The 22,393-nt window shown below is 67.1% G+C and carries 16 protein-coding genes and 2 riboswitches; of the genes, 5 read left to right on the forward strand and 11 right to left on the reverse strand.

The annotated features are described in order from the left end of the window. Positions 1-8: 8 nt before the first annotated feature. The 8 genes from ODI_RS19010 to ODI_RS19045 form a co-directional block, all read right to left on the reverse strand. The gene (locus ODI_RS19010) at positions 9-989 is read right to left on the reverse strand and encodes a TRAP transporter substrate-binding protein (RefSeq protein WP_067754538.1); all 981 of its coding nucleotides are present in this window, start codon (positions 987-989) and stop codon (positions 9-11) included. A 47-nt stretch (positions 990-1,036) separates the two neighbouring features. After that, positions 1,037-2,308: a TRAP transporter large permease gene (locus ODI_RS19015; RefSeq protein WP_067754535.1), complete on the reverse strand. Its 1,272-nt coding sequence runs from the start codon at positions 2,306-2,308 to the stop codon at positions 1,037-1,039. After that, a complete protein-coding gene (locus ODI_RS19020) occupies positions 2,305-2,940 on the reverse strand; it encodes a TRAP transporter small permease (protein WP_082985330.1) in 636 nt (211 codons plus the stop codon). Before ODI_RS19020 ends, ODI_RS19015 begins: the two co-directional genes overlap by 4 nt. Positions 2,941-2,976: 36 nt before the next feature. Beyond that, positions 2,977-4,164 (reverse strand): fumarylacetoacetate hydrolase family protein, encoded by a 1,188-nt coding sequence (locus ODI_RS19025; protein WP_067754529.1) that lies wholly within the window; start codon positions 4,162-4,164, stop codon positions 2,977-2,979. Between the two features lie 231 nt (positions 4,165-4,395). Further along, a complete protein-coding gene (gcvP, locus tag ODI_RS19030; protein ID WP_067754527.1) occupies positions 4,396-7,251 on the reverse strand; it encodes an aminomethyl-transferring glycine dehydrogenase in 2,856 nt (951 codons plus the stop codon). 112 nt (positions 7,252-7,363) lie between these two features. Next, positions 7,364-7,744 carry a glycine cleavage system protein GcvH gene (gcvH, locus tag ODI_RS19035; RefSeq protein WP_067754524.1) on the reverse strand — a complete coding sequence of 127 codons (381 nt, stop codon included), beginning with the start codon at positions 7,742-7,744 and terminating at the stop codon, positions 7,364-7,366. 65 nt (positions 7,745-7,809) lie between these two features. Beyond that, positions 7,810-8,910, reverse strand: coding sequence for a glycine cleavage system aminomethyltransferase GcvT (gcvT, locus tag ODI_RS19040; protein WP_067754521.1), 1,101 nt, complete (start codon positions 8,908-8,910; stop codon positions 7,810-7,812). Positions 8,911-8,984: 74 nt separating this feature from the next. Next, positions 8,985-9,090, reverse strand: a riboswitch (glycine riboswitch). 23 nt (positions 9,091-9,113) lie between these two features. Then, a riboswitch (glycine riboswitch) is annotated at positions 9,114-9,211 on the reverse strand. 151 nt (positions 9,212-9,362) lie between these two features. Next, complete coding sequence (locus tag ODI_RS19045; protein ID WP_067754518.1) at positions 9,363-9,977, reverse strand: superoxide dismutase; 615 nt, start codon at positions 9,975-9,977, stop codon at positions 9,363-9,365. A 294-nt stretch (positions 9,978-10,271) separates the two neighbouring features. Between ODI_RS19045 and ODI_RS19050 the strand changes: the two genes are divergently transcribed. After that, on the forward strand, positions 10,272-10,631 hold the full coding sequence (locus ODI_RS19050) for a type II toxin-antitoxin system RelE/ParE family toxin (RefSeq protein ID WP_408635855.1): 360 nt from the start codon (positions 10,272-10,274) through the stop codon (positions 10,629-10,631). Beyond that, positions 10,632-10,952 carry a helix-turn-helix domain-containing protein gene (locus ODI_RS19055; protein WP_067754512.1) on the forward strand — a complete coding sequence of 107 codons (321 nt, stop codon included), beginning with the start codon at positions 10,632-10,634 and terminating at the stop codon, positions 10,950-10,952. It begins immediately after the preceding gene. Positions 10,953-10,958: 6 nt separating this feature from the next. Here ODI_RS19055 and ODI_RS19060 read toward each other — a convergent pair whose 3' ends face one another. Together ODI_RS19060 and ODI_RS19065 are read right to left on the reverse strand one after the other, a co-directional pair. Then, entirely contained in the window at positions 10,959-12,122 is a 1,164-nt protein-coding gene (locus ODI_RS19060) for a BaiN/RdsA family NAD(P)/FAD-dependent oxidoreductase (protein ID WP_067754751.1), read from the reverse strand. 100 nt (positions 12,123-12,222) lie between these two features. Beyond that, positions 12,223-14,484, reverse strand: coding sequence for an arginine/lysine/ornithine decarboxylase (locus ODI_RS19065; RefSeq protein ID WP_067754509.1), 2,262 nt, complete (start codon positions 14,482-14,484; stop codon positions 12,223-12,225). 208 nt (positions 14,485-14,692) lie between these two features. Between ODI_RS19065 and ODI_RS19070 the strand changes: the two genes are divergently transcribed. Together ODI_RS19070 and ODI_RS19075 are read left to right on the forward strand one after the other, a co-directional pair. Next, positions 14,693-15,742, forward strand: a complete 1,050-nt coding sequence (locus ODI_RS19070) for a cytochrome-c peroxidase (RefSeq protein WP_082985329.1) — start codon at positions 14,693-14,695, stop codon at positions 15,740-15,742. Between the two features lie 188 nt (positions 15,743-15,930). Next, a complete protein-coding gene (locus ODI_RS19075) occupies positions 15,931-17,892 on the forward strand; it encodes a PIG-L family deacetylase (protein WP_067754506.1) in 1,962 nt (653 codons plus the stop codon). Positions 17,893-17,914: 22 nt separating this feature from the next. Here the strand turns inward: ODI_RS19075 and ODI_RS19080 are convergent, their stop codons facing one another. Beyond that, positions 17,915-19,516: a sensor domain-containing diguanylate cyclase gene (locus ODI_RS19080; protein ID WP_231968096.1), complete on the reverse strand. Its 1,602-nt coding sequence runs from the start codon at positions 19,514-19,516 to the stop codon at positions 17,915-17,917. A 256-nt stretch (positions 19,517-19,772) separates the two neighbouring features. On the opposite strand from ODI_RS19080, the gene ODI_RS19085 reads away from it, so the two are divergent. Next, a complete protein-coding gene (locus tag ODI_RS19085) occupies positions 19,773-22,385 on the forward strand; it encodes a sensor domain-containing protein (protein WP_067754501.1) in 2,613 nt (870 codons plus the stop codon). Positions 22,386-22,393 lie beyond the last annotated feature (8 nt).

The following is a 22,393-nucleotide window of genomic DNA, read 5'->3' on the forward strand; positions in this document are numbered from 1 at the left end:
CCTGGCCATCACTTCGCCTCCTGCACGGCCTGGTACAGCGCCTGCCCATCGGGAATCTGCTTGAGCAGCGCCTGCACTTCTCCCTTCGTCGCCTCGCGCAGCGTGCCCAGCTCCGGCCGCACCACGGTCACGCCAGCAGCCTGCATGCGGGCGATCGACTCGTCGTAGGACTTCTTGTAGTAGTCCCGTGCGTAGACCAGCGCCTCGTCGGCCGACTCCTTCAGGATCTTCTGCTGCTCGGGCGAAAGCTTGTCCCAACGCGCCTTCGACATGATCAGCAACGCGGGCAGATAGTGCACGCGCGTGATGTTGTAGAACTTGGAGACCTCGGAGAACTTGTCCATCACGAACTGGTCGGGCGAGGTATCGCCGCCGTCGACCACGCCCTGCTGCAGCGACAGGTACAGGTCGCCGTAGGCCATCGGCGTCGGCAGCGAACCCAGCGCCTTGTACGCGGTCACGTAGCCCGGCGACTGCATGACGCGCAGCTTCATGCCGTTCATGTCGGTCTGCGACTTGATGGGACGCGACGAGAAGACGTTGCGCTCCATGGCCGACAGGAAGCCCAGGCCCACCAGGTTGTACTTGGGCAGCATGTCGATGAACTGCTGGCCCACCGGGCCCGCCAGCACCTTGTTGGCCTGGTCCAGGTTGTCGAACAGATAGGGCACGTCGAAAAGGCTATAGGCCTTGACGGTGTTGACCATCGGCGCCTGCGCGGTGATGAACATGTCCAGCGCGCCGGTGCGGGCGGCCTGGATCATCTTCACTTCGCCGCCCAGCTGGGACTGCGGGAACAGGTTGATCTTCATCTGGCCGTTGGAACGCTCGGCCACCTTCTCGGCGAGCTTCTGGCCCGCGACCTGGTAGTGGCTGTCGGGCGCCAGGGTGTGACCCAGGTTGAACTGGACGTTCTGCGCGGCCGCCAGCGGCATCACGAGGGCCAGCAACGCACTGCCGGACGCGATCTTCAGGGTGGTCTTGAACATGGTTTGTCTCCTGTCTTGGTCTATCTTTCTGTTTTGTCGCCTGGCCGTCAGTGCATCCAGGTCGTCAGGGCCGGCACGTAGGTGATGAGGAGGATGTTGAGGATCAGCACGCCCAGGAACAACATGAGCGGGCGCATCAGCTGCTCCAGCCGCAGGTTCGCCACCTGGCAAGCGACGAAGAGGTTCACGCCCACGGGCGGCGTGACCATGCCCACGGCCAGGTTGACGATCATGATGGCGCCGAAGTGGATGGGGTCGATGCCGAAGTGCAGCGCCGCCGGCGCGAGGATGGGCGCCAGGATGATGATGGCCGCCAGCGTCTCCATGACCATGCCGATCAGGAAGAGCGCCAGATTCACCATCAACAGGAACACATAGGGGTTGTCCGACACCGAGGTCAGGAATTCGCCCAGCTTGTGCGGCACCTGGTTGACGGTCAGCAGGTAGGCGAAGATCGATGCGAAGCCCACGATGATGAGGATGATGGCCGAGGTCACCGCCGAGCGTCCGAAGATGTCCAGCAGGTCGCGCCACGCCAGCTCGCGGTAGATGCCCACGCCCACCACCAGCGCATACAACACGGCCACCACCGCGGCTTCCGTCGTGGTGAAGAAGCCGCCGTAGATCCCGCCCAGGATGATGACGGGCATGAGCAGCGCCAGCAGCGCATCCGCCAGCGCACGGCCGACGTTGCCGAGCCACTGCTGGAAGGTGATGCTATCGACCTGGTCGAAACCCACGACGCGTGCCCGGATCCACACCACCAGCATCAACGACAGGCCGATGAGGATGCCGGGCACGACGCCTGCCAGGAAAAGCGAGGCGACGGACACGTTGGCCGAGAGCGCGTACACGATCATCGGGATGGAAGGCGGCAGGATGGCGCCCAGCTCGCCCGACGAGGCCGTGATGGCGGCGGCGAAGTTGCGGGGATAGCCCTTCTTCTCCATCGACGGGATCATCGTCGAGCCGATGGCTGCGGTCGTGGCGGACGACGAACCCGACATCGTCGAGAAGAACATGGTGGAGAGCACCACCACCGATCCCAGGCCGCCGCGTACCCAGCCGACGATGGCGTTGGCCAGGTTCACCAGGCGCTGCGCGATGCCGCCGGCCTGCATGAGGTTGCCCGCCAGCACGAAGAACGGGATGGCCATGAGGCTGAAGGAATCGAGCGACTCGAAGACGCTTTGTGCCAGCAGGATCAGCGGCGTGCCCTGCACCTGCATGGCGAGCAGCGACGAGAAACCCAGCGAGACGGCGACCGGGATGCTGATGGCCAGGAAGACCGCGAAGCCGATAAGCAGGATGGAGGTCATGGCTTTGCGCCTCCCAGGGCGGGCTGCGCATCGGTCTGCGCCAACGCGGTTTCGATTTCGTCGTCGATCGAGGCGTTGCGGATGTCCCGGCCATTCACCCGCGTCTCCAGCATGAGCGCCAAGGTATTCAGGATCATCAGCACGCCCCCCACGACCATGGCTGCGTTCACGAACGCGAGCGGCAGCTCCAGCACGGGCGAGGTCTGGGACTGGCCGAACGCCAGCCATTGCCAGCCGACCCAGCACAGCACGCCATAGAAGACCACGGTCAGCCACAGCGAGAGGTACTTCAGCGTCCGGCCCAGTCCCTCGGGCAGATAGGTGATGAGCGCCTCGACGCCTATCAGCTTGCCGCGCCGGCAGGCGACGGCCGAGCCAATGAAGACGGTCCAGATCATCAAATAGCGCGAGACCTCTTCCGTCCACGACGCCGAGATGTGGATGTCCAGGTGGCTGAAGACGAAGCGCACCAGGATGCCCAGGGTGACCGAAGCCACCATGGCCACCAGCGCCAGGCCGCACAATTTCACCAGCCAGCGATTGAGCCGGTCCATGCCGCGCAGCATGCGCCGGGCCGAGGAATGTGTGGTGGCGTGCTGCGCCGGGTTGTCAGGTTTTAGGGATGTTGTCATTTTCTTTGTTGTCTCCTTCCGTGGGCATGCCTGCCTCTACTGGGGATGTATGGGTGCTGCTTTCATGAAGACCTCCCGCTCCATCAGGTTCTGATAAAGCGCGCGCACGCCGAAGGTCCAACGCGGGATCTGCGTGGACATCTCGACGCGGTTGACGAGGGCGCCCAATGAGGGCGTGGAAATCGTGACGATGTCGCCGATGTGGTGCGTGAAGCCGGCCCCCGGCGTGCCGCGATCCTCGATGGGCGAGAACATCGTGCCCAGGAACAGCATGAAACCGTCGGGGTACTGGTGGTGGTCGCCATAGACCTGGCTGACGAGGTCCAGCGGATCGCGGCTGATCTGGCTCATGGGGCTGACGCCATGCAGGCGGAAGCCGTCCTCGCCCTCGATCAGCAGCTCCACCTCCGCCTGCCGCACGGTGTCCAGCGTGAAGCGCTCGTCGAAGAGGCGGATGAAGGGCCCGATGGCGCTGGAGCCGTTGTTGTCCTTGGCGCGCGACAGCAGCAAGGCGCTGCGGCCCTCGATGTCGCGCAGGTTCACGTCGTTGCCCAGCGCGGCCCCGCGCACCTCGCCACGGCTGTTTACCGCCAGCACGATCTCGGGCTCGGGGTTGTTCCACTGCGACGTCGGATGCAGGCCGATGTGCTGGCCGAAACCCACCGACGACATCGGCAATGCCTTGGAGAACACTTCCGCATCGGGGCCGATGGCCACCTCCAGGTATTGCGACCATTCGCCACGCCGCTGCAGCTCGGCCTTCAGCCTTGCGGCCTCTTCCGAGCCGGGCCGCAAGGCGGACAGGTCGCTGCCGATGGCCTCCTGCAGGCGCACGCGGATCTCCGCCGCCCGCTGCGCATCGCCGCCGGCGCGCTCCTCGATCAGGCGCTCCAGCAGGCTGACCATGAAGGTGACGCCCGATGCCTTCACCGCCTGCAGGTCCGCCGGCGCCCGCAGCGTCGGCCGGGTGTCGTCACGCGCCAGGCTCGCGTCGATCAGCGCGCTGGCGGTTCCCAGGCTGGCGCCCTGCGCATGGCGCACGAATGCCAGGCAATCCTCGCGGTCCAGCAGGTCCGCCATCGTGGGCGCCTGCCCGGTGATGTCGTACGCCTCGCCGCCGCGCACGATCACGGTGCAGGGTCCCGCATGGGGGCCGGGGCGCCAGACCCGTCCCACGAGCAGGGCCTGGTCGAGATCCGAAGGGAGACTGTTGATCGCACGCATGTAAGGGTCGCCTAGGGTTGGGGTTGTGTGTCGGGAGAAAGTCTATTCACGAACCCCAGCTAGACCAATACTTTGTTTTAATTTCCGTTATTTTGGAATTTCAGAAACCTTACCCGCGTGTCGCGCACCCGCACAAGCCAGGGTTTTTGCCCATGCCGCAGGTCGCCAGGACGAAAAAAAGGCCAGCGTGTCGCCACGCTGGCCCCTGACGGGAAAGACGAAAAGGGGGGCTTACGCGTCCGCGTAGGCCTCCATCGGCAGGCACGCGCACACCAGGTTACGGTCGCCATAGGCGTTGTCCACGCGCGAGACGGGCGGCCAGTATTTGTTGTCGCGCAGCGTGGCCAGGGGATAGGCCGCCTGCTGGCGCGGATAGGCGTGATGCCACTCGTCGGCCAGCAGCACCTGGGCGGTGTGCGGCGCGTTCTTCAGCACGTTGTCCTCGCGGTCACGCTCACCGCGCTCGACCTGGGCGATCTCTTCACGGATCGCGATCATCGCGTCGATGAAGCGATCCAGCTCCAGCAGGCCTTCCGACTCGGTCGGCTCGACCATCAGCGTGCCCGGCACGGGGAAGCTCATGGTCGGCGCGTGGAAGCCGTAATCCACCAGGCGCTTGGCGATGTCCTCGTTGCTGATGCCGGTACGCTCCTTCAGCTCGCGCACGTCCAGGATGCACTCGTGCGCCACGCGTCCGTTGCGGCCGCTGTAGAGCACGGGGAAATGATCCTTCAGGCGCGTGGCGATGTAGTTGGCGTTCAGGATCGCCACCTCGGTCGCGCGCTTCAGGCCTTCCGCCCCCATCAGCAGGATGTAGATGTAGGGAATCGGCAGGATGCCCGCCGAGCCGAAAGGCGCGGCCGACACGGGCCCCACCGGCGTGTGCTCGGCCAGCCAGCCATCGCTGCCCACCGCGCCCGGCAGATAGGGCGCCAGGTGGCCGCGCACCGCCACGGGACCGACGCCCGGGCCGCCGCCGCCGTGCGGAATGCAGAAGGTCTTGTGCAGGTTCAGGTGCGACACGTCCGAGCCGAACTTGCCCGGCTTGGCGATGCCGACCATCGCGTTCATGTTGGCGCCGTCCAGGTAGACCTGGCCGCCCGCCTCATGCACCAGTTCGCAGATCTGCGTGACCTGCTCTTCGAACACGCCGTGCGTGGACGGATAGGTGATCATCAGCGCCGCGACGCGGTCGCCGGACTGGGCGATGCGCCGCTTCAGGTCTTCGATGTCGACGTTGCCTTGCGCGTCCGAGGCCACCACCACCACCTCCATGCCCACCAGCTGGGCCGAGGCCGGATTGGTGCCATGCGCCGAGGACGGGATCAGGCAGATGTCGCGCTGCGACTGGCCGTTGGCGCGGTGATAGGCCCGGATGGCCAGCAGGCCCGCATATTCGCCTTGAGCGCCGGAGTTGGGCTGCAGGCTGACGGCGTCATAGCCGGTGATCTCGCACAGCGCGGCCGACAGGCGCTCGATGAGCTCGGCATAGCCGCGGGTCTGCGAGGCGGGCGCGAAGGGATGGATGTGCGCGAAGCCGGGCCAGGTGATCGGAAGCATCTCGGCCGTGGCGTTGAGCTTCATGGTGCACGAGCCCAGCGGGATCATGGTGCGGTCCAGCGCCAGGTCCTTGTCGGCCAGGCGGCGCAGGTAGCGCAGCATGTCCGTTTCGGATTGCACGCTGGAGAACACGGGATGCGACAGGATGGCGCTCTGGCGCGCCACGCCGGCGGGAATGCCGGGCAGGCCGTCGGCCAGCGCCAGCTCGCCCAGCGACGCGCCGAACACTTCCGCCAGCGCGGCCAGGTCGGCCGGCGTCACGGTTTCGTCCAGCGACAGCGACACTTGCGTCGCGCCGACCTGGCGCAGGTTGATGCGCGCGCTGGCGGCGGCTTCCAGCACGCTGGCCGTGCGCGCGCCGGTCTCCACGCACAGCGTGTCGAAATAGGTGTCATTGACCACCGTGTGGCCGGCAGCCACCAGCGCGGCGCGCAAGGCGGCGGCCTGCCCATGCACGCGTCGCGCGATGCCGGCCAGGCCCGCGGGGCCGTGCCAGACGGCGTACAGGCCGGCCATGACAGCCAGCAGCACCTGCGCCGTGCAGATGTTGGACGTGGCCTTCTCGCGGCGGATGTGCTGTTCGCGCGTCTGCAGCGCAAGGCGCAGCGCGGGCCGGCCCTGCGCATCGCGCGAGACGCCGACCAGCCGGCCGGGCATGCTGCGCTTCAGGGCGTCGCGGCAGGCCATGAAGCCCGCGTGCGGACCGCCGAAACCGAAAGGCACGCCGAAGCGTTGCGCCGAGCCGATGGCGATGTCGGCGCCCCATTCGCCGGGCGCGGCAATGACGGCCAGCGCCAGCAGGTCCGTGGCGCAGGCCACGACCGCGCCTTGCGCATGCGCCTGCTCGGCCAGCGCGCGATAGTCGGCCACGCCGCCCAGGCTGTTCGGGTATTGCAGCAGCACGCCGAAGCACTCGGGCAGGCCTTGCGACTCGTCGCCTTCCACGATCTCGATGCCCAGGCCCTCGGCGCGGGTGCGCACGACCTCGATGGTCTGCGGATGGCAATGCCGCGACACGAAGAACACGGGGCTCTTGGAACGCGCGCCGCGGCGCGCCAGCGCCATGGCTTCGGCAGCGGCCGTGCCCTCGTCCAGCAAGGAAGCATTGGCGATGTCCAGGGCGGTCAGGTCGGCCACCATCGTCTGGAAGTTCAGCAAGGCCTCCAGGCGGCCTTGCGAGATCTCGGGTTGGTACGGCGTGTAGGCCGTGTACCAGGCCGGGTTCTCCAGCACGTTGCGCAGCACCACGTTGGGCGTATGCGTGCCGTAATAACCTTGCCCGATATAGCTGCGGAAGACCTCGTTGCGCTCGGCCAGCCCGCGCAGTTCGTCCAGCACGTCGGCTTCGCTGCGGCCCGCAGGCAGCGCCAGCGGCGCGTCCAGGCGGATGGCGGGCGGCACGACTTCGGCCACCAGCGCATCCAGGCTGGCGGCACCCACGGCGGCCAGCATGGCCTGCTGGTCGCCGCTGGCGGGGCCGATGTGGCGGCGGGTGAAGTCGAGGTCGGAATCGATGACGCGGGGCATGGCGGGTCTCGGGATCGGGAAAAGGGGAACGGCGGGAATGGCGGGCCGCGCGGCGCGGCCCGCAGTGACGGTCAGGCTGCGTTCAGCCGGGCTGCGCTCAGCCGGGCTGCGTTCAGCCCGCGTCGACGACGGCCTGGTAGCCGGCGGCATCCAGCAGCGCGCCGGTGTCGGCGGCGTTGTCGGGCTTGATCTTGAAGATCCACGCCGTGTAGGGCGCGCTGTTGATCTGGGCGGGGTCGTCCTGCAGCGAGTCGTTGAAGGCGACGATCTCGCCGGCAACCGGCGCATAGATGTCCGAGGCGGCCTTCACCGACTCGACGACGCCGGCGGTCTGGCCGGCAGCCAGGCGGGCGCCCACGTTGACGTCGCCCACGAAGACGAGGTCACCCAGTTGTTCCTGGGCGGGGTCGGTGATGCCGACGACCAGCAGGTCGCCTTCGGGCAGGATCCACTCGTGCGAGGCGGCGTATTTGCGATCGGTGGGCAGGGACATGGATGGCTCCAGGTAAGGCAATGCAAGGAACCGCCGGCGCACACGGCCGGCGGCATCGAAGGGAATCAGGAATGCTGGACGGGCTTGCCGTGGCGCACGAAGGGCAAGCCGCTGATGCGCGCAGGCACCCACTTGCCGCGGATGTCGACCTCGGCCAGCTCGCCGGGCTGGGCGCCGACCGGCAGGCGCGCCATGGCGATGGACACGCCCAGCGTCGGCGACATGGTGCCGCTGGTGATTTCGCCGTCGCCGTGCGCGGTGCGCACGGCCATGTGCGCGCGCATGACGCCGCGCTCCTGCAGTTGCAGGCCCAGGAAGACGCAGGGATCGGCATTGAGCTCGACCGCGTCGCGGCCGATGAATTCGCGCTCGGGGTCCTTCAGCGACACCGTCCACGACAGGCCTGCCTGGGCCGGCATGATGGACTCGTCCATGTCCTGGCCATAGAGCGCCATGCCGGCTTCCAGGCGCAGCGTGTCGCGCGCGCCAAGGCCGCAAGGGCGCACGCCCTGGGCGACCAGGTCGTTCCACAGCGTGGCCACGTCGGCGGCGGGCACCACGAGTTCGAAGCCGTCCTCGCCGGTGTAGCCCGTGCGGGCCACCAGCGTGTCGGCAGCCACCTGCGCGCCGTTGAAGGCGCCCAGGTTTTCGGTGGCGGCCTGCCATGCGGGGCGTGCTGCCCACACCCGGGCGCGGGCCTCGGGACCTTGCACGGCCAGCATGGCCAGGTCGCGGCGCGGCGTGATGGTCACGCCATAGGGATGGGTGTCGGCCACCTGGCGCATCCAGGCCACGTCCTTGTCGGCGGTGCCGGCGTTGACGACGACGCGCCAGCGGTCGGGCGCGAAGAAATAGACGATCAGGTCGTCGATGACCCCGCCCTCGGGATTCAGCATGCAGGAATACAGCGCCTTGCCCGGCACGGTCAGGCGGGCAACGTCGTTGGCCAGCAGGTGGCGCAGGAAGTCGGTGGCCTGCGGGCCCGCGACATCGATGTTCAGCATGTGGGACACATCGAACATGCCGGCCTCGCGGCGCACGGCGTGGTGCTCTTCGATCTGCGAGCCATAGGCGAGCGGCATGTTCCAGCCGCCGAAGTCGACCATGCGGGCGCCAGCGGCGACGTGGACGTCGGCCAGGGGGGTGTGTTGCAGTGTTGCGGACATGCGGAACTCCGAACGGCGACTGCCGGATGATCGGTTACCGGCGCGCCGGGAAAAATCCCGCGACCGGCCAGGTGCTCCGCCCCTCTGTCCTTTTGCCTGAGAGTTGCCCCGCGGCAATGGCGGGTTTGCACCTTCGGCGCCCGGGCCGCGCGGCGGCCGGGTCTCTCCAGAGTGCTGTCCAGCCCACCGGATTGCGGTGGACAAGGCATGTTGCCCTACTGGGCCTGAGCGATTCCGGGCGAATTGCGCCTTCGGCGGCGAGCGGCCAAGCAGGCCACGCGCGCTCTCCTGCAACATGCATCGACAGCGGGCGAAGCATACCGCGAAAGACAACGGGGCACCAAATACATTGGTGCCCCGCAGCAGAACGTCACCGCAACCCGCCAGGGCAGGTTGCGGTCAGGCCGGACAGGCCACCCGAGGGCACGCGGATGTCACGGCCAGCCTCGCCATTACTTGGCCAGGGCCTCTTCGTAGCGGCGGGACACTTCCTTCCAGTCCACCACGTTGAAGAACGCGCCGATGTACTCGGGACGTCGGTTCTGGTACTTCAGGTAGTAGGCGTGTTCCCACACGTCCAGGCCCAGCACGGGGGTGCGGCCTTCCATCAGGGGGGTGTCCTGGTTGGCGGACGATTCCACCTTCAGCTTGCCAGCCGAGTCCACGCTCAGCCAGGCCCAGCCGCTGCCGAAGCGCGTCAGGGCGGCCTTGGTGAAGGCATCCTTGAAGGCATCGAAGCCACCCAGCTCGGCTTCGATGGCCGCGGCCAGCTTGCCTTCGGGCTTGCCGCCGCCGTTGGGCGACATGACGGTCCAGAACAGCGTGTGGTTGGCGTGGCCGCCGCCGTTGTTGCGCACGGCGCCGCGGATGTTCTCGGGCAGGCTGTCCAGCTTGGCAACCAGTTGCTCGACCGACTGTTCCGGCACGCCGGCGTTTTCCAGCGCGGCGTTCAGGTTGTTGATGTAGGTCTGGTGATGCTTGGTGTAGTGGATCTCCATGGTCTCGGCGTCGACATGGGGCTCCAGGGCATCGTAGGCGTACTGCAGTTTGGGCAGGGTGTAGGCCATTTTCTTGACTCCTGTTTTCGGGTTGCGCAATGGGACGGCGGCCTGGTCGGGCGGCGTCCGGACGGACAGTGGATCGCCGCGGGCGCTGGAAGGCGCTGCCGCGGCAAGGCCACGGATACTGTCACATGCCAGCTTATCAGTTCTGTGACGGGGAATCAGTGATATGTCCCTGTTAGTGCCAGGGCTATACGGGATTCACGAAGTGGACCTTACGGCCTCAAGCCCCCTTTCCGAGCCCTATTCATCCCTTACGTTCATGTCTGTCTTACCCACCATACCTGAACGGATATAATCATGCACACGCGGAAGCGGCTTTATTGGGAGGGCTCGTCGAAGAAAGACTTCAAGGCATTTCCCATTGAGGTCCAGAAGGATATGGGTGTAGCGCTATTTGTCGTCCAGTTGGGAGGAGCGCCTCCTTCGGTCAAGCCCTGGAGAGGTCTGGGTCCGGGTGTCTACGAGTTGACGGACAACCATCGCGGCGATACGTTCCGGGCCGTCTACACGGTGAGGATAGGGAACGCCGTGCATGTGCTTCATGCGTTTCAGAAGAAATCCAAATCCGGCATCGCCACGCCACAGCCTGATGTCGTACTGATCGAACAGCGGTTGAAAGCCGTCACTGCTCGCAACAAGACAAGTGGAAACAAATAGATGACTCGCAATGATTTCTCCCCCGGCACCGACAACGTATTGATGGACCTGGGCTTCGACGATGCCAAGGCGCTGTCCGCCAAGGCAGCGCTCGCGTTCAAGTTCAATACTTTGCTTGATCAGCGAGGGCTGAACCAAACGGAAGCGGCAAGCATCACCGGGATGTCCCAGCCCAAGGTGTCACAGGTCCGCCACTACAAGCTACGCAACATCTCCCTGGAGAGGCTGATGCAAGCACTGGTGTCGCTGGACCAACATGTCGAAATCGTGGTGCAGCCGGCGCGCAGAGCGTTGGCGCCAGGTATCAGCGTGGCGGCGTAACGTCCGTCAGACCGCCTTGCCGCAGGCCACGCCCGACGCCCAGGCCCACTGGAAGTTGTAGCCCCCCAGCCAGCCGGTGACGTCCACCGTCTCGCCGATGAAGTGCAGCCCCGGCACGGCGCGGGCCTCCATGCTCTTCTGGTTCAAGCCCGCGGTGTCCACGCCGCCGCGCATCACTTCGGCTTTCTTGTAGCCCGCGGTGCCGTTGGGCGTGATCGCCCAGCCGTGGATGCCCGCCGCCAGCGCGCGCAAGGCGCGGTCGGGCGCATCCGCCAGGCGGGTGGCGCCGAAGTCCGGCGGCAGTTGCCCGGCCATCGCCGGCAGCCACGCGTCGGCCAGCCGGCGCGGCCACAGCGCGCCCAGCGCGGTGGCCACCTGCTGGCGGCCGCCCTGCTTGGCGGCCAGCAGGTCGGCCTCCAGGGACTGCCCCGGCGCCAGGTCCAGCGTGATGGGTTCGCCAGGCTGCCAATAGCTGGAGATCTGCAGGATGCCCGGTCCCGACAGGCCGCGGTGCGTGAAAAGCAGGTCTTCCAGGAAATCCCCGCCGGATTTCTTGCCGCCCGTGCGCACGCGCGCCTCCATCGCCATGCCGGACAAGCCCGCGAAGGGCGCCCACTGCGCGGCATCGAAAGTCAGCGGCACCAGCGCCGGACGTGGTTCGATGACCTTCAGGCCGAACTGCCGGGCGATCTTCAGGCCGAAATCGGTGGCGCCCAGCTGCGGGATCGCCATGCCGCCGGTGGCGATCACCAGGCGCGTGGCACGGATGGCGCCGGCCGACGTGTCCAGCGCGTAGCCTTCGGGTTCCTGCAGGATGCCGCGCACCTCGCAGGGCATGCGCCAGGCCACCTGGCCCGCGTTGCACTCCTGGCGCAGCATCTCGATGATCTGCTCGCTGCTGTCGTCGCAGAAGAGCTGGCCGCGGTGCTTTTCATGCCAGGCGATGCCGTGGCGGCGCACCAGGCCGATGAAGTCCTGGGGGGAATAGCCCGACAGCGCCGAGCGGCTGAACTGCGGGTTGGCCGACACGAAGTTGGCCGGCCCGACCTCGCGATTGGTGAAGTTGCAGCGCCCGCCGCCAGAAATGCGGATTTTCTCGGCCAGGCGTCTGGCGTGGTCGATCAGCACGACGCGGCGGCCACGCTGGCCGGCCACGGCGGCACACATCATGCCGGCGGCGCCGGCGCCGATCACGGCGACGTCGAAAGCGGCGGCCGCGCCCGCCTGCCGGCGGGGACGGCCGGGCGAGTCAGGCGCGTCCGTCAAGGCGTCAGTCTTCCCGCAGGCAATCCACGTAGTAGCGGATCGAGCCGTCAGGCATGGTCTCGCCGGCCAGCCCGTGGATATAGGTCTCGAAGCCCGGGAAGCGCGCATTGAAGGCCAGCGCGAACTGCAGGTACTGGACGATGGTGCGGTTGAAGCGCTCGCCCGGGATCAGCAGCGGGATGCCCGGCGGATAGGGCGTCAGCAGCACGCCGGTGACGCGGCCTTCCAGCTGGTCGATCTCGACGCGCTCGACCTCGCGGTGCGCCATGCGGGCGAAGGCGTCCGAAGGCTTCAGCGCCGGCACCATGTCGCTCAGGTACATCTCGGTGGTCAGGCGCGCCACGTCGTGCTCGCGATAGGCCTCGTGGATCTGCTGGCAGAGGTCGCGCAGGCCCATGCGCTCGTAGCGGCGGTTGTCGCGGCAGAACTCGGGCAGGATGCGCCACAGCGGCTGGTTGCGGTCGTAGTCGTCCTTGAACTGCTGCAGCGCGGTCAGCAGCGTGTTCCAGCGGCCCTTGGTGATGCCGATGGTGAAGAGGATGAAGAACGAGTACAGGCCGGTCTTCTCGACCACCACGCCATGCTCGGCGAGATAGCGCGACACCAGCGCCGCCGGGATCCCGGTCTCGCCGAAGGCGCCCGAGATATCCAGGCCCGGGGTGATGATGGTGGCCTTGATGGGGTCCAGCATGTTGAAGCCGGGGGCCAGGTCGCCGAAGCCGTGCCAGTGGTCGTTGGCTTCGAGCAGCCAGTCGCCCTGGCCGCCGATGCCCTCGGGCACCAGGCGGTTCGGGCCCCAGACCTTGAACCACCAGTCATTGCGGCCGTACTCGGACTCCACCTTGCGCATGGCGCGGCGGAAGTCCATGGCTTCGCGGATGCTTTCCTCGACCAGCGCGGTGCCGCCGGGCGGCTCCATCATCGCCGCGGCCACGTCGCACGAGGCGATGATGGCGTATTGCGGCGAGGTCGAGGTGTGCATCAGGTACGCCTCGTTGAAGATGTTGCGGTCGAGCTTGCGGGTCTCGGACTCCTGCACCACGATCTGCGAGGCCTGCGAGATGCCGGCCAGCAGCTTGTGCGTGGAGTGCGTGGCGAACACCATGGCCTCGGGGCTGCGCGGGCGGCCCTGGCCGATGGCGTGCATGTCCTTGTAGAAGCCGTGGAAGGACGCGTGCGGCAGCCAGGCTTCGTCGAAGTGCAGCGTGTCGATCTCGCTGCCCAGCTTTTCCTTGATCATCTCGACGTTGTAGATCACGCCGTCGTAGGTGCTCTGCGTCAGCGTCAGGATGCGCGGCTTCTTGTTGGTGGCGTTGCGCGCGAAAGGATTGGCCTCGATCTTCTTGCGGATGTTCTCGGGCTCGAACTCTTCCAGCGGGATCGGGCCGATGATGCCCAGGTGGTTGCGCGTGGGGCGCAGGAACACCGGGATCGCGCCCGTCATGGTGATCGCGTGCAGGATCGACTTGTGGCAGTTGCGGTCCACCACCACCACGTCGTCGGCCGCCACGTTGGCGTGCCACACCACCTTGTTCGAGGTGGAGGTGCCGTTGGTCACGAAGAAGCAGTGGTCGGCGTGGAAGATGCGCGCGGCATTCAGTTCCGACTCGGCCACGGGGCCGGTGTGGTCCAGCAGCTGGCCCAGCTCGTCCACGGCGTTGCAGACGTCGGCGCGCAGCATGTTCTCGCCGAAGAACTGGTGGAACATCTGGCCCACGGGGCTCTTCAGGAAGGCGACGCCGCCCGAGTGGCCGGGGCAGTGCCAGGAATACGAGCCATCCTGCGCGTACTTCACCAGTTCACGGAAGAAGGGCGGGGGCAGCCCGTCCAGGTAGCTCTTGGCTTCGCGGATGATGTGGCGCGCCACGAACTCGGGCGTGTCCTCGAACATGTGGATGAAGCCGTGCAGCTCGCGCAGGATGTCGTTCGGAATGTGCTCCGACGTGCGCGTCTCGCCGTACAGATAGATGGGGATGTCGGTGTTGCGGAACCGCAGTTCGCCGATGAAGGCGCGCAGGTTCTTGATGGCGTTGGCCACGTCCTCGGGCGAATCCACGTCGAACTCTTCATCGTCGATCGACAGGATGAAGGCGCTGGCGCGGCTTTGCTGTTGCGCGAAGGAACTGAGGTCGCCGTAGCTCGTCACGCCCAGGACTTCCACCCCCTCTTCCTCGATGGCCGCGGCCAACGCTCGGATACCCAGGCCCGAGGTGTTCTCGGAGCGATAGTCTTCGTCAATGATGACGATAGGGAAGCGGAATTTCATCGGTGGACGCTCCTTGAGGGGCGAGGGGTGGCGGGAAACGGGGCGAGTGTACAGCCGTGCGAAAAACACCGCGTGACAGGTCTGCGGGCATTGTAGGCCGCGAGCCCTTGACGCGCGTCAAGACCGCCCCGCCATAGGGGCGCAACAGCACGGGTGGCAATGCTTACATACAGCTGTAAGCGATTTTTTCCGACCTGGAGGTAACACCATGCATGCCCTGACTCGCCTCGCGTCCTGTCTGATCGGCCTCGCTGTCCTGGCCCCCGTCCACGCCGCCTCTGATGCCAATGCCCTGCGCAATACGGCCAAGGGCCTGTTCCAGCCCATTCCCGACACGCCGCCGACGGAGGTGCGCGGCCTGGCCGTCACCGAAGACCAGAAGGAGCTGGGCAAGTGGCTCTTCTTCGATCCGCGCCTGTCGCGCAGCCACATCCTGAGCTGCAACAGCTGCCACAGCGTGGGCACCGGCGGCGCGGACAACATCCCCACGTCCATCGGCCACGGCTGGCAGCGCGGCCCGCGCAACTCGCCCACCGTCTACAACTCGGTCTTCAACATCGCGCAGTTCTGGGACGGCCGCGCGGCCGACCTGAAGGAACAGGCCATGGGCCCGGTGCAGGCCAGCGTGGAGATGAACAACACGCCCGCCCAGGTCGAGAAGACGCTGGCCAGCATCCCGCAATACGTCGATGCCTTCAAGCGCGCCTTCCCCGGCGAGAAGAACCCCGTCACCTTCGAGAACATGGCGCGCGCCATCGAAGCCTTCGAAACCACGCTGATCACGCCGGGGGCGCGCTTCGACAAATTCCTCGCCGGCGAGAACACGCTGGACGCGGAAGAACTGCAAGGCCTGCGGCTGTTCGTGGACAAGGGCTGCGTGGCCTGCCACTCGGGCAAGAACTTCGGCGGCCAGGCCTACTTCCCCTTCGGCGTCATCAAGAAGCCGGGCGCGGACGTGCTGCCCGCCGAGGACAAGGGCCGCTTCACCGTCACCAACACCGCCACCGACGAATATGTGTTCCGCGCCGCGCCGCTGCGCAACGTGGCGCTGACCGCGCCCTATTTCCACAGCGGCGAAGTGTGGGAGCTGGAACAGGCCGTGGCGATCATGGGCTCCAGCCAGTTGGGCCACGAGCTCAACGACAAGGAAGTCGGCCAGATCGCCAGCTTCCTGCGCACGCTGAGCGGCAATGCGCCTGACATCGTGTATCCGATCCTGCCGCCCAGCACCGCCGCGACCCCGAAGCCGCAGCACTGAGGCCGCCGCCACGGCGCCTCTCGGGCCGCTGTGGCGCGCCCGCATCACCCTGCCAGTCCCGGCGCGCGCAATGCGCGCCGGCAGGCCGCCGGATCGTCCGCGCGCCACGCCGCGACGCTAGAATTTGCCAGCGCGGCCGCTCCGGGCCGCCTGCACCGGCCTTCTTCATCCCCGCTTTCCACGCCATCATGCCCGCCCTGTTTCATGGCGCCTCGCGCCTGGCCCTGGCCGCGCTGGCCTGCCTGGCCTTCGCCCTGCCCGCCTGGTCCGCCACCCGCGCGCCGACACTGGCCGACTGCCACGGCATCAAGGACCTGGCTTTCGTCGCCCATCTGGACGATGACCTGCTCTTCATGAATCCCGACCTGGCCTCGAACATCGAGGCGGGCGGCTGCGTGCGCGTGGTCTACCTGACCGCCAGCGACGCGGGGGAAGGCGAAGGCTATATGTCGGGCCGCGAGCGCGGCGTGCGCGCCGCCTATGCCTACATGGCCAGACAAGCCGACGAATGGATCGCCGGCACGGCCACGCTCGGGCAGCACACCATCGCCCGCTATGCCCTGCAGGGCAATCCGCGCGTGGAGCTCTGGCACCTGCGCATCAAGGACCCGTGGCTGGGCCCGGGCTGGGGCAGCCTGACGCCGCTCAGCCAGGTCGAGTCCGCGCAGGGCCTGAAGGCCGACACGCTGGGGCCCACGCCGGACAGCTACTCGCGGGCGGACCTGGTGGCCACGCTGGCCGAGCTGATCCGCCGCTATGCGCCCACCACCGTGCGCCGCCTGGACGACACGATCACCGTGCCCTATACCGCGCTGTGCTGGCGTTGCGCCGGCCACAGCCATCCGGACCATATCGCCAGCGCCCGCCTGGTGCGCGAAGCCATGCTGCAGGCGCCCGGAAACTATGCGGAAACGGGCTACATCGACTATCCCAGCCAGGAACGCGAGATCAATCTGGCCGAGGCCGAGATCGCCAGCAAGGCAGAGATCTTCCGCCGCTATGCCTGGAACGACTACCACTACTGCAAGGGCCCGGAGGGCTGCCAGGAGCCCGCCGGCCCCGCGGCGGCCTGGGTCCAGCGCGCCTACTACGTGTCGCGCCCCGACACGCCGCCTCGGCTGCAGGTGGATGCCCGGGGCGAACTGCTGCTGCTCGCCACGGGCGAAGCCAACGATGCCGTCAACCTGTGGGACGCGAACCAACGCAACTGGCTGACGCTGGGCGGCCGCACTGCCAGCCCGCTGGTGTCGTTCTCCTATCCCGACGCCAGCGCCGGTCTATTCGCGCGCGATGCGCTGGGCAATCTGTGGGTGAACCGCCAGCAGATGGATGGCGCCTGGCAAGGCTGGCAGGCGGTGCGCGGCGCACGCATCTCGCACATGCCGGCCGTGATGTCGGGCAAGGACACCGCGGCCGTCGCGATGGGCAACGACGGACAGTATTACTGGACGGCGCCGTGCCACCCGGGCAATTGCTGGAACGCCTGGCTAGCCCTGCCCGCGCTGGCGGACGCGCTGGGCGACCCGGTGCTGGCCCGCGACGCCGCGGGCCGCTATGTGGTGCTGGCGCTGGACCGTGCCGGCCAACTGCACGCCACCCGCCAGCGGCAGGCCGACCCGACCGCGGGCTGGGAAGCCTGGCGGCACGTGCCCGCCCCGCGCAGCGATGGCGGCCTGGCCGCCACGCGTGACGCCGACGGCCATGTCGTGGTGTATCTGCGCGATCGCGAGACGCGGCGACTGCAGCGCATCGACCAGGTGGCGGCCCCCAAGGATGCCCCCAATGCCGACGCGCTGCGCTGGCACGCCGCGAAGGACCTGGCCGTGCGCTACGTCGGCGCGCCCGCCGTGGATGCGGACGCCTACGGCAACCCCATCGTTGCCGTGCTGGACCGCCCCGACGGCCGCCTGTGGCTGGTGGAGCATGACGTCGCGGCCGAACTGCCCTTCGACGCCGGCTCGCCCCCGGCCCTGCGTTTCCTGCATGGCACGCTTTACCTGGCCGCGCGCCACCCCGGCACGCGGCAGCGCTATGACCTGCGCGCCCGTGAGCAGGATGTCTGGCGCACCGTGCAAAGCCTGGCGGAATTGCCCGCAGGCGGCGGCAGCGCGTTTGCCACGCCTGCGGCCCAACCGCTGGCACGGCAATGAGCGCGCGCGCCGGTGTGCACGGTCAGCGTGTCGCGCCTTCCTGCGACACGCAGTTCCTGCCGCGCTGCTTGGCCAGGTAAAGCTGCTTGTCCGCCCTGCCCAGGGCCAGGCTGGCATCCTCTTCGTGCTGGGGCGTCCACTCCGCCACGCCCAGCGAAACCGTGACCTGGCCGACGAGGGGAAAGTGCGCATCCGCCACGCGTTGCCGAAGCCGCTCGGCCACCACCGCCGCAAGCGCCAAATCCGTATCGGGCAACAGCACCAGGAACTCCTCTCCACCCGTTCGGCACAGCACGTCGCCGGCACGGGCACAGCTCCGGATGACGTCGGCCAGGGCAGTCAGCACCTGGTCCCCGACCTCATGGCCATACGTATCGTTCACCTTCTTGAAATGATCGATGTCCAGCTGGATGGCCGCGAAAGACCGGCGCTCCGCCTGCCATAACGCCAGCGTCTGCCCGAGCAGGCGGCGGTTGCTCAGCTTCGTGAGCGGGTCGGTCTGCACATCCCGCTGGAGCTTGCCGATCCGCTCATCGAGCAGCTTGATTCCCACCATCAGCGCGCGCTTGAGTTCGAAGGCTTCCACATACCACGCGCGCACGTCGCCAACGTCGTGGCTGCCCTCGGACGCGCCCATGCTTCTCGCGCCCGCGGCCAGTGATCGCAACGGCCTCACGATGACGAGCGTGAGCCACCATATCAACCCTCCCCCAAGGACCGTCAGCGGCAAGGCGATCGCCACCATGGTCAGGATGAGCTTGTCGAGGGGCGCAAGGGTCTGGTGGTAGGGACGCTGTGCCACCACGACCCAGCCGGTGCTGGGCACCGTGGCGTAACCCGCCAGCATGTCGACGCCATAACTGTTGGTCACTCTCCTCACGCCGTCCCCACCCGAGACCACCGCCTCGTCCAGAAGGGGATTGTTCCGCACCACGGTGCCGACCCGCGCGGGATCCGGGTGGTACAGCAATGTCAGTTGGCGATCGACGACATACAGATACGAGCCATCCTTGTAGTAATGCTCGCCCAACAGCTGGCTCAGGCCGCTGCGCCGCTGCAGATAGATGCTGCCTCCCACATACCCCAGGTAGCCGTTGGTGGGCGAGAAGATGGGGTGGGACAGGACCACCACCAGGTTGCCCGCCGCCGACATGTAGGGCGCGGAGACGGCGGGTTGGCGTTCACGCAGCGCCTGCGTGGCGCCCTGGGTCCGCAAGACCGTGCCGAGGGTCGTCAGGTTGGCGGGGGCGACCGCCCTGACCACGCCCGTCGCATCCACGAGAAAGGTGGAGTTGAAATAATCGACCTGCCGCCGCAGCCATTCGTTTTCCTGCGTCAGCGCGCCGCGCTCGCCGAAATGCCTGCCATAGAAATCGGCGCTGAACGCCAATTGCCGCAATGCCGAACCCAGGTAGCCCTCCGTCATCGTCGCCAGCTTCGTGGCGTAGACCCGGTTCGTCTCGAGCGTGCCGTCCACGAGCATTTTTCTTTGCACCCAATAGCTGGCAAAGATGCTGGCGCCCAGCACGAACACCGCGATGAGCGCGGACAGGAGCAGGATGAGCGCACGCAGGTCGATGCGCGCGTTTTTATTTATCTGTGGCAACGCTGGAGGCAGTCCCAAGGATTTCCGGACGACACGGTACCGGCACAGGCGGCCGGTAGCAACGCCCCATGCGGCGGCGGCGTTTTTTTCCCATACTCCGGAACAACATGGCTAAAAACAACAGGGCAAAACGACACAAAGCGAAATATGAATTTTGAACTAAATAATCCCTTAACATTTCCGCAACGCAACATCGTTTTCCGGCACCTCCTCACCGCTCCCGACTGACGCGGGTTCATTCCATTACCCTGCCCCCCGGGCCATTGCTGAGGCCATGCCACTGTCCACTCCGCTCGTGGTCCACCACGACGCGCAACGCGCCGCGCTCGAGCGCGTCATGGCGATCGCCGAGTTCACGCCGGAAGGCGTGCTGAAGCACGCCAATCCCAATTACCTTCGCCTGTTCGGCTATGACGCCGAGAATGCGGCGGGCTTGCCCCATCAACGCTTCTGCACCGATGCGTACGCGCAAAGCAGCGAGTACGCGGCATTCTGGCGGCACCTGCGTGACGGACTCTCGCACTCGGGCCCGGTCGAGCGGGTGCGGCACGACGGGGCCAGCTGCTGGCTGGAGGCGACGTACACGCCGGTCCTCGACGAGGCCGGCAAGGTCCTGCAGATTCTCAAGATCGCCACGGACATCACCGAGCGTTTCCATGCGGAACGCGCGCGCCAGCAGCATATGGAACGCCTGGCGCTGGTGGCCGACGCGAGCGACTCGGCCGTGATCATCAGCGACGCGGCGTCGGCCATCGTGTACGTCAACGCGGGATTCAGCCGCATGTTCGGCTGGCGCGTCGAAGAAGTCGTCGGCCTGCGCCCGATTCCCCTGCTGAGCCGCAGCAAGGACGAGGCCACGGAGCGCGTCTACCAGGAGGCGCTGCGCGGGGGCCACTCGCTGGAAGGAGAGGAACTCGTCCACGGCAAGGACGGCCAGCGATACTGGGCGAAGATCATCAGCAATCCGGTCTCGGACGCGCAAGGCTGCTGGCAACTGACCGTCACCATCCTCACCGACATCACGCGCGCCAAGATGTATGAGGTGCTCCAGCAGCGCGCACTGGAGGCCATGGCGCGGGAACGCCCGCTGGGCGAGGTCCTGGAAGGCATCTGCGAGGAAGTCGAGCGCATCGCGCCGGAGGTCACTGCCTCCATCCTCGAGGTGGACGCACACGGCAGGCTGCGCCCGCTGGCGGCGCCGAATCTTCCACGCGCGCTCAGCACGCAGCTCGACGGCGTCGAGATCGGGCCGTGCGTGGGCTCCTGCGGCACGGCCGCCTGGCGCAACGAGGCCGTGCGGGCCGACGACATCGCCAGCGACCCGCTCTGGCAGGACTACAGCCATCTGGTGCTGCCGCTGGGATACCGAGGCTGCTGGTCGACGCCCGTGCGCAACAGCCAGGGCCGCGTCATCGGCACCTTCGCCTTTTATTTCAGCAAGACGGGCAGTCCAAGCTCGGTCACGTTCCACCAGCAATTGGTGGAGGCGTGCACGCATCTGTGCGCCCTGGCGATGGAGCGCGAGCAGGGCAGGCAACGCATCCGCCAGCTGGCCTTCTATGACTCGCTGACGGGGCTGCCCAACCGCAGGCTGACGCAGGCCAAGGCCGAGCAGGCCATCACCGCGGCCAACCGCGACGGCACGCAGCTGGCGGTGCTGTTCATCGATCTGGATCGCTTCAAGCAGGTCAACGATTCGCTCGGCCATCCGGCCGGCGACGAGCTGCTGCAGCAAAGCGCCAAGCGGCTGGCGGGCCTGATGGGCCCCTCGGACACGCTTGGCCGCCAATCCGGGGACGAGTTCGTGGTGGTCCTGTCCGGCCGCGACGCGGTGTCCGCCAACGATGCCGTCAGGCGTATCCAGGCCGTCCTCTCGGAACCCTTCTGCGTCGCCGGCACCACCCTGTCCATCACCTGCAGCGTGGGCATCGCCATGTATCCCGCCAGCGCGCGGGACATGGACACCCTGCTTCAACAGGCGGACATCGCCATGTACCAGGCAAAGAAGCGCGGGCGCGGCAGCCTGAGCTTCTTCAGCGCCGAGATGGACCAGCTGGCGCAGGAACGCCTGATGCTGGAAGGCGCGTTGCGCCTGGCAATCCAGTCCGGCCAGTTGCATCTGCAATACCAGCCGCAGGTCGCGCTCGAGAGCGGCGAACTGTATGGCGTCGAGGCATTGGCGCGCTGGACGCATCCCGTCCTGGGCACGATCTCGCCCGCGCGCTTCATTCCCCTGGCGGAGGAATGCGGACTGATCGCCGACCTCGGCTTGTGGGCGATACGCGAAGCATGCCGCCAGCTTTCCGCATGGCGGGCGAAAGGACTCGCGGTCCCCGCCATTTCGGTGAACCTGTCACCCACCAGTTTCCACAATCTGGCCTTGCCCCAGATGGTTGCGGACACCCTGCGCCTCCATCGCCTGGATGCCAAGGACCTGACGCTGGAGCTGACGGAAAACATCCTCCTCGACACCAACCCGTACACCATGAAGACGATCTCGGCGCTGTCCGAGCAGGGCATACGCCTGTCGATGGACGATTTCGGCACGGGTTACTCCAGCCTCAGCTACCTGCGGCGCCTGCCGGTGTCGGAACTGAAGCTGGACCAGAGTTTCGTCGCGGACCTGGAGCAGGATCCGGCCGCGCGGGCGCTGAGCAACGCCATCCTGGGCATCGGCCAGAGCCTGCGCCTGACCGTGGTGGCGGAAGGCGTCGAGACCGATGGCCAGACGCGCATCCTGCGTGCGCAGGGCTACCCCGTGGCGCAAGGCTACCTGTTCTCCCGGCCCCTCTCTCCCCAGGACATGGAGACCTGGATGACCTCCGCCCTCCCGACGACCGATGGGACGGCGAACGGCGGCGCGGGGCCTCCCCCGGCCGGGACCTGAAGCACCGC

Origin of the sequence: Orrella dioscoreae, from assembly GCF_900089455.2 — a bacterium.
GTDB lineage: Bacteria > Pseudomonadota > Gammaproteobacteria > Burkholderiales > Burkholderiaceae_B > Orrella > Orrella dioscoreae.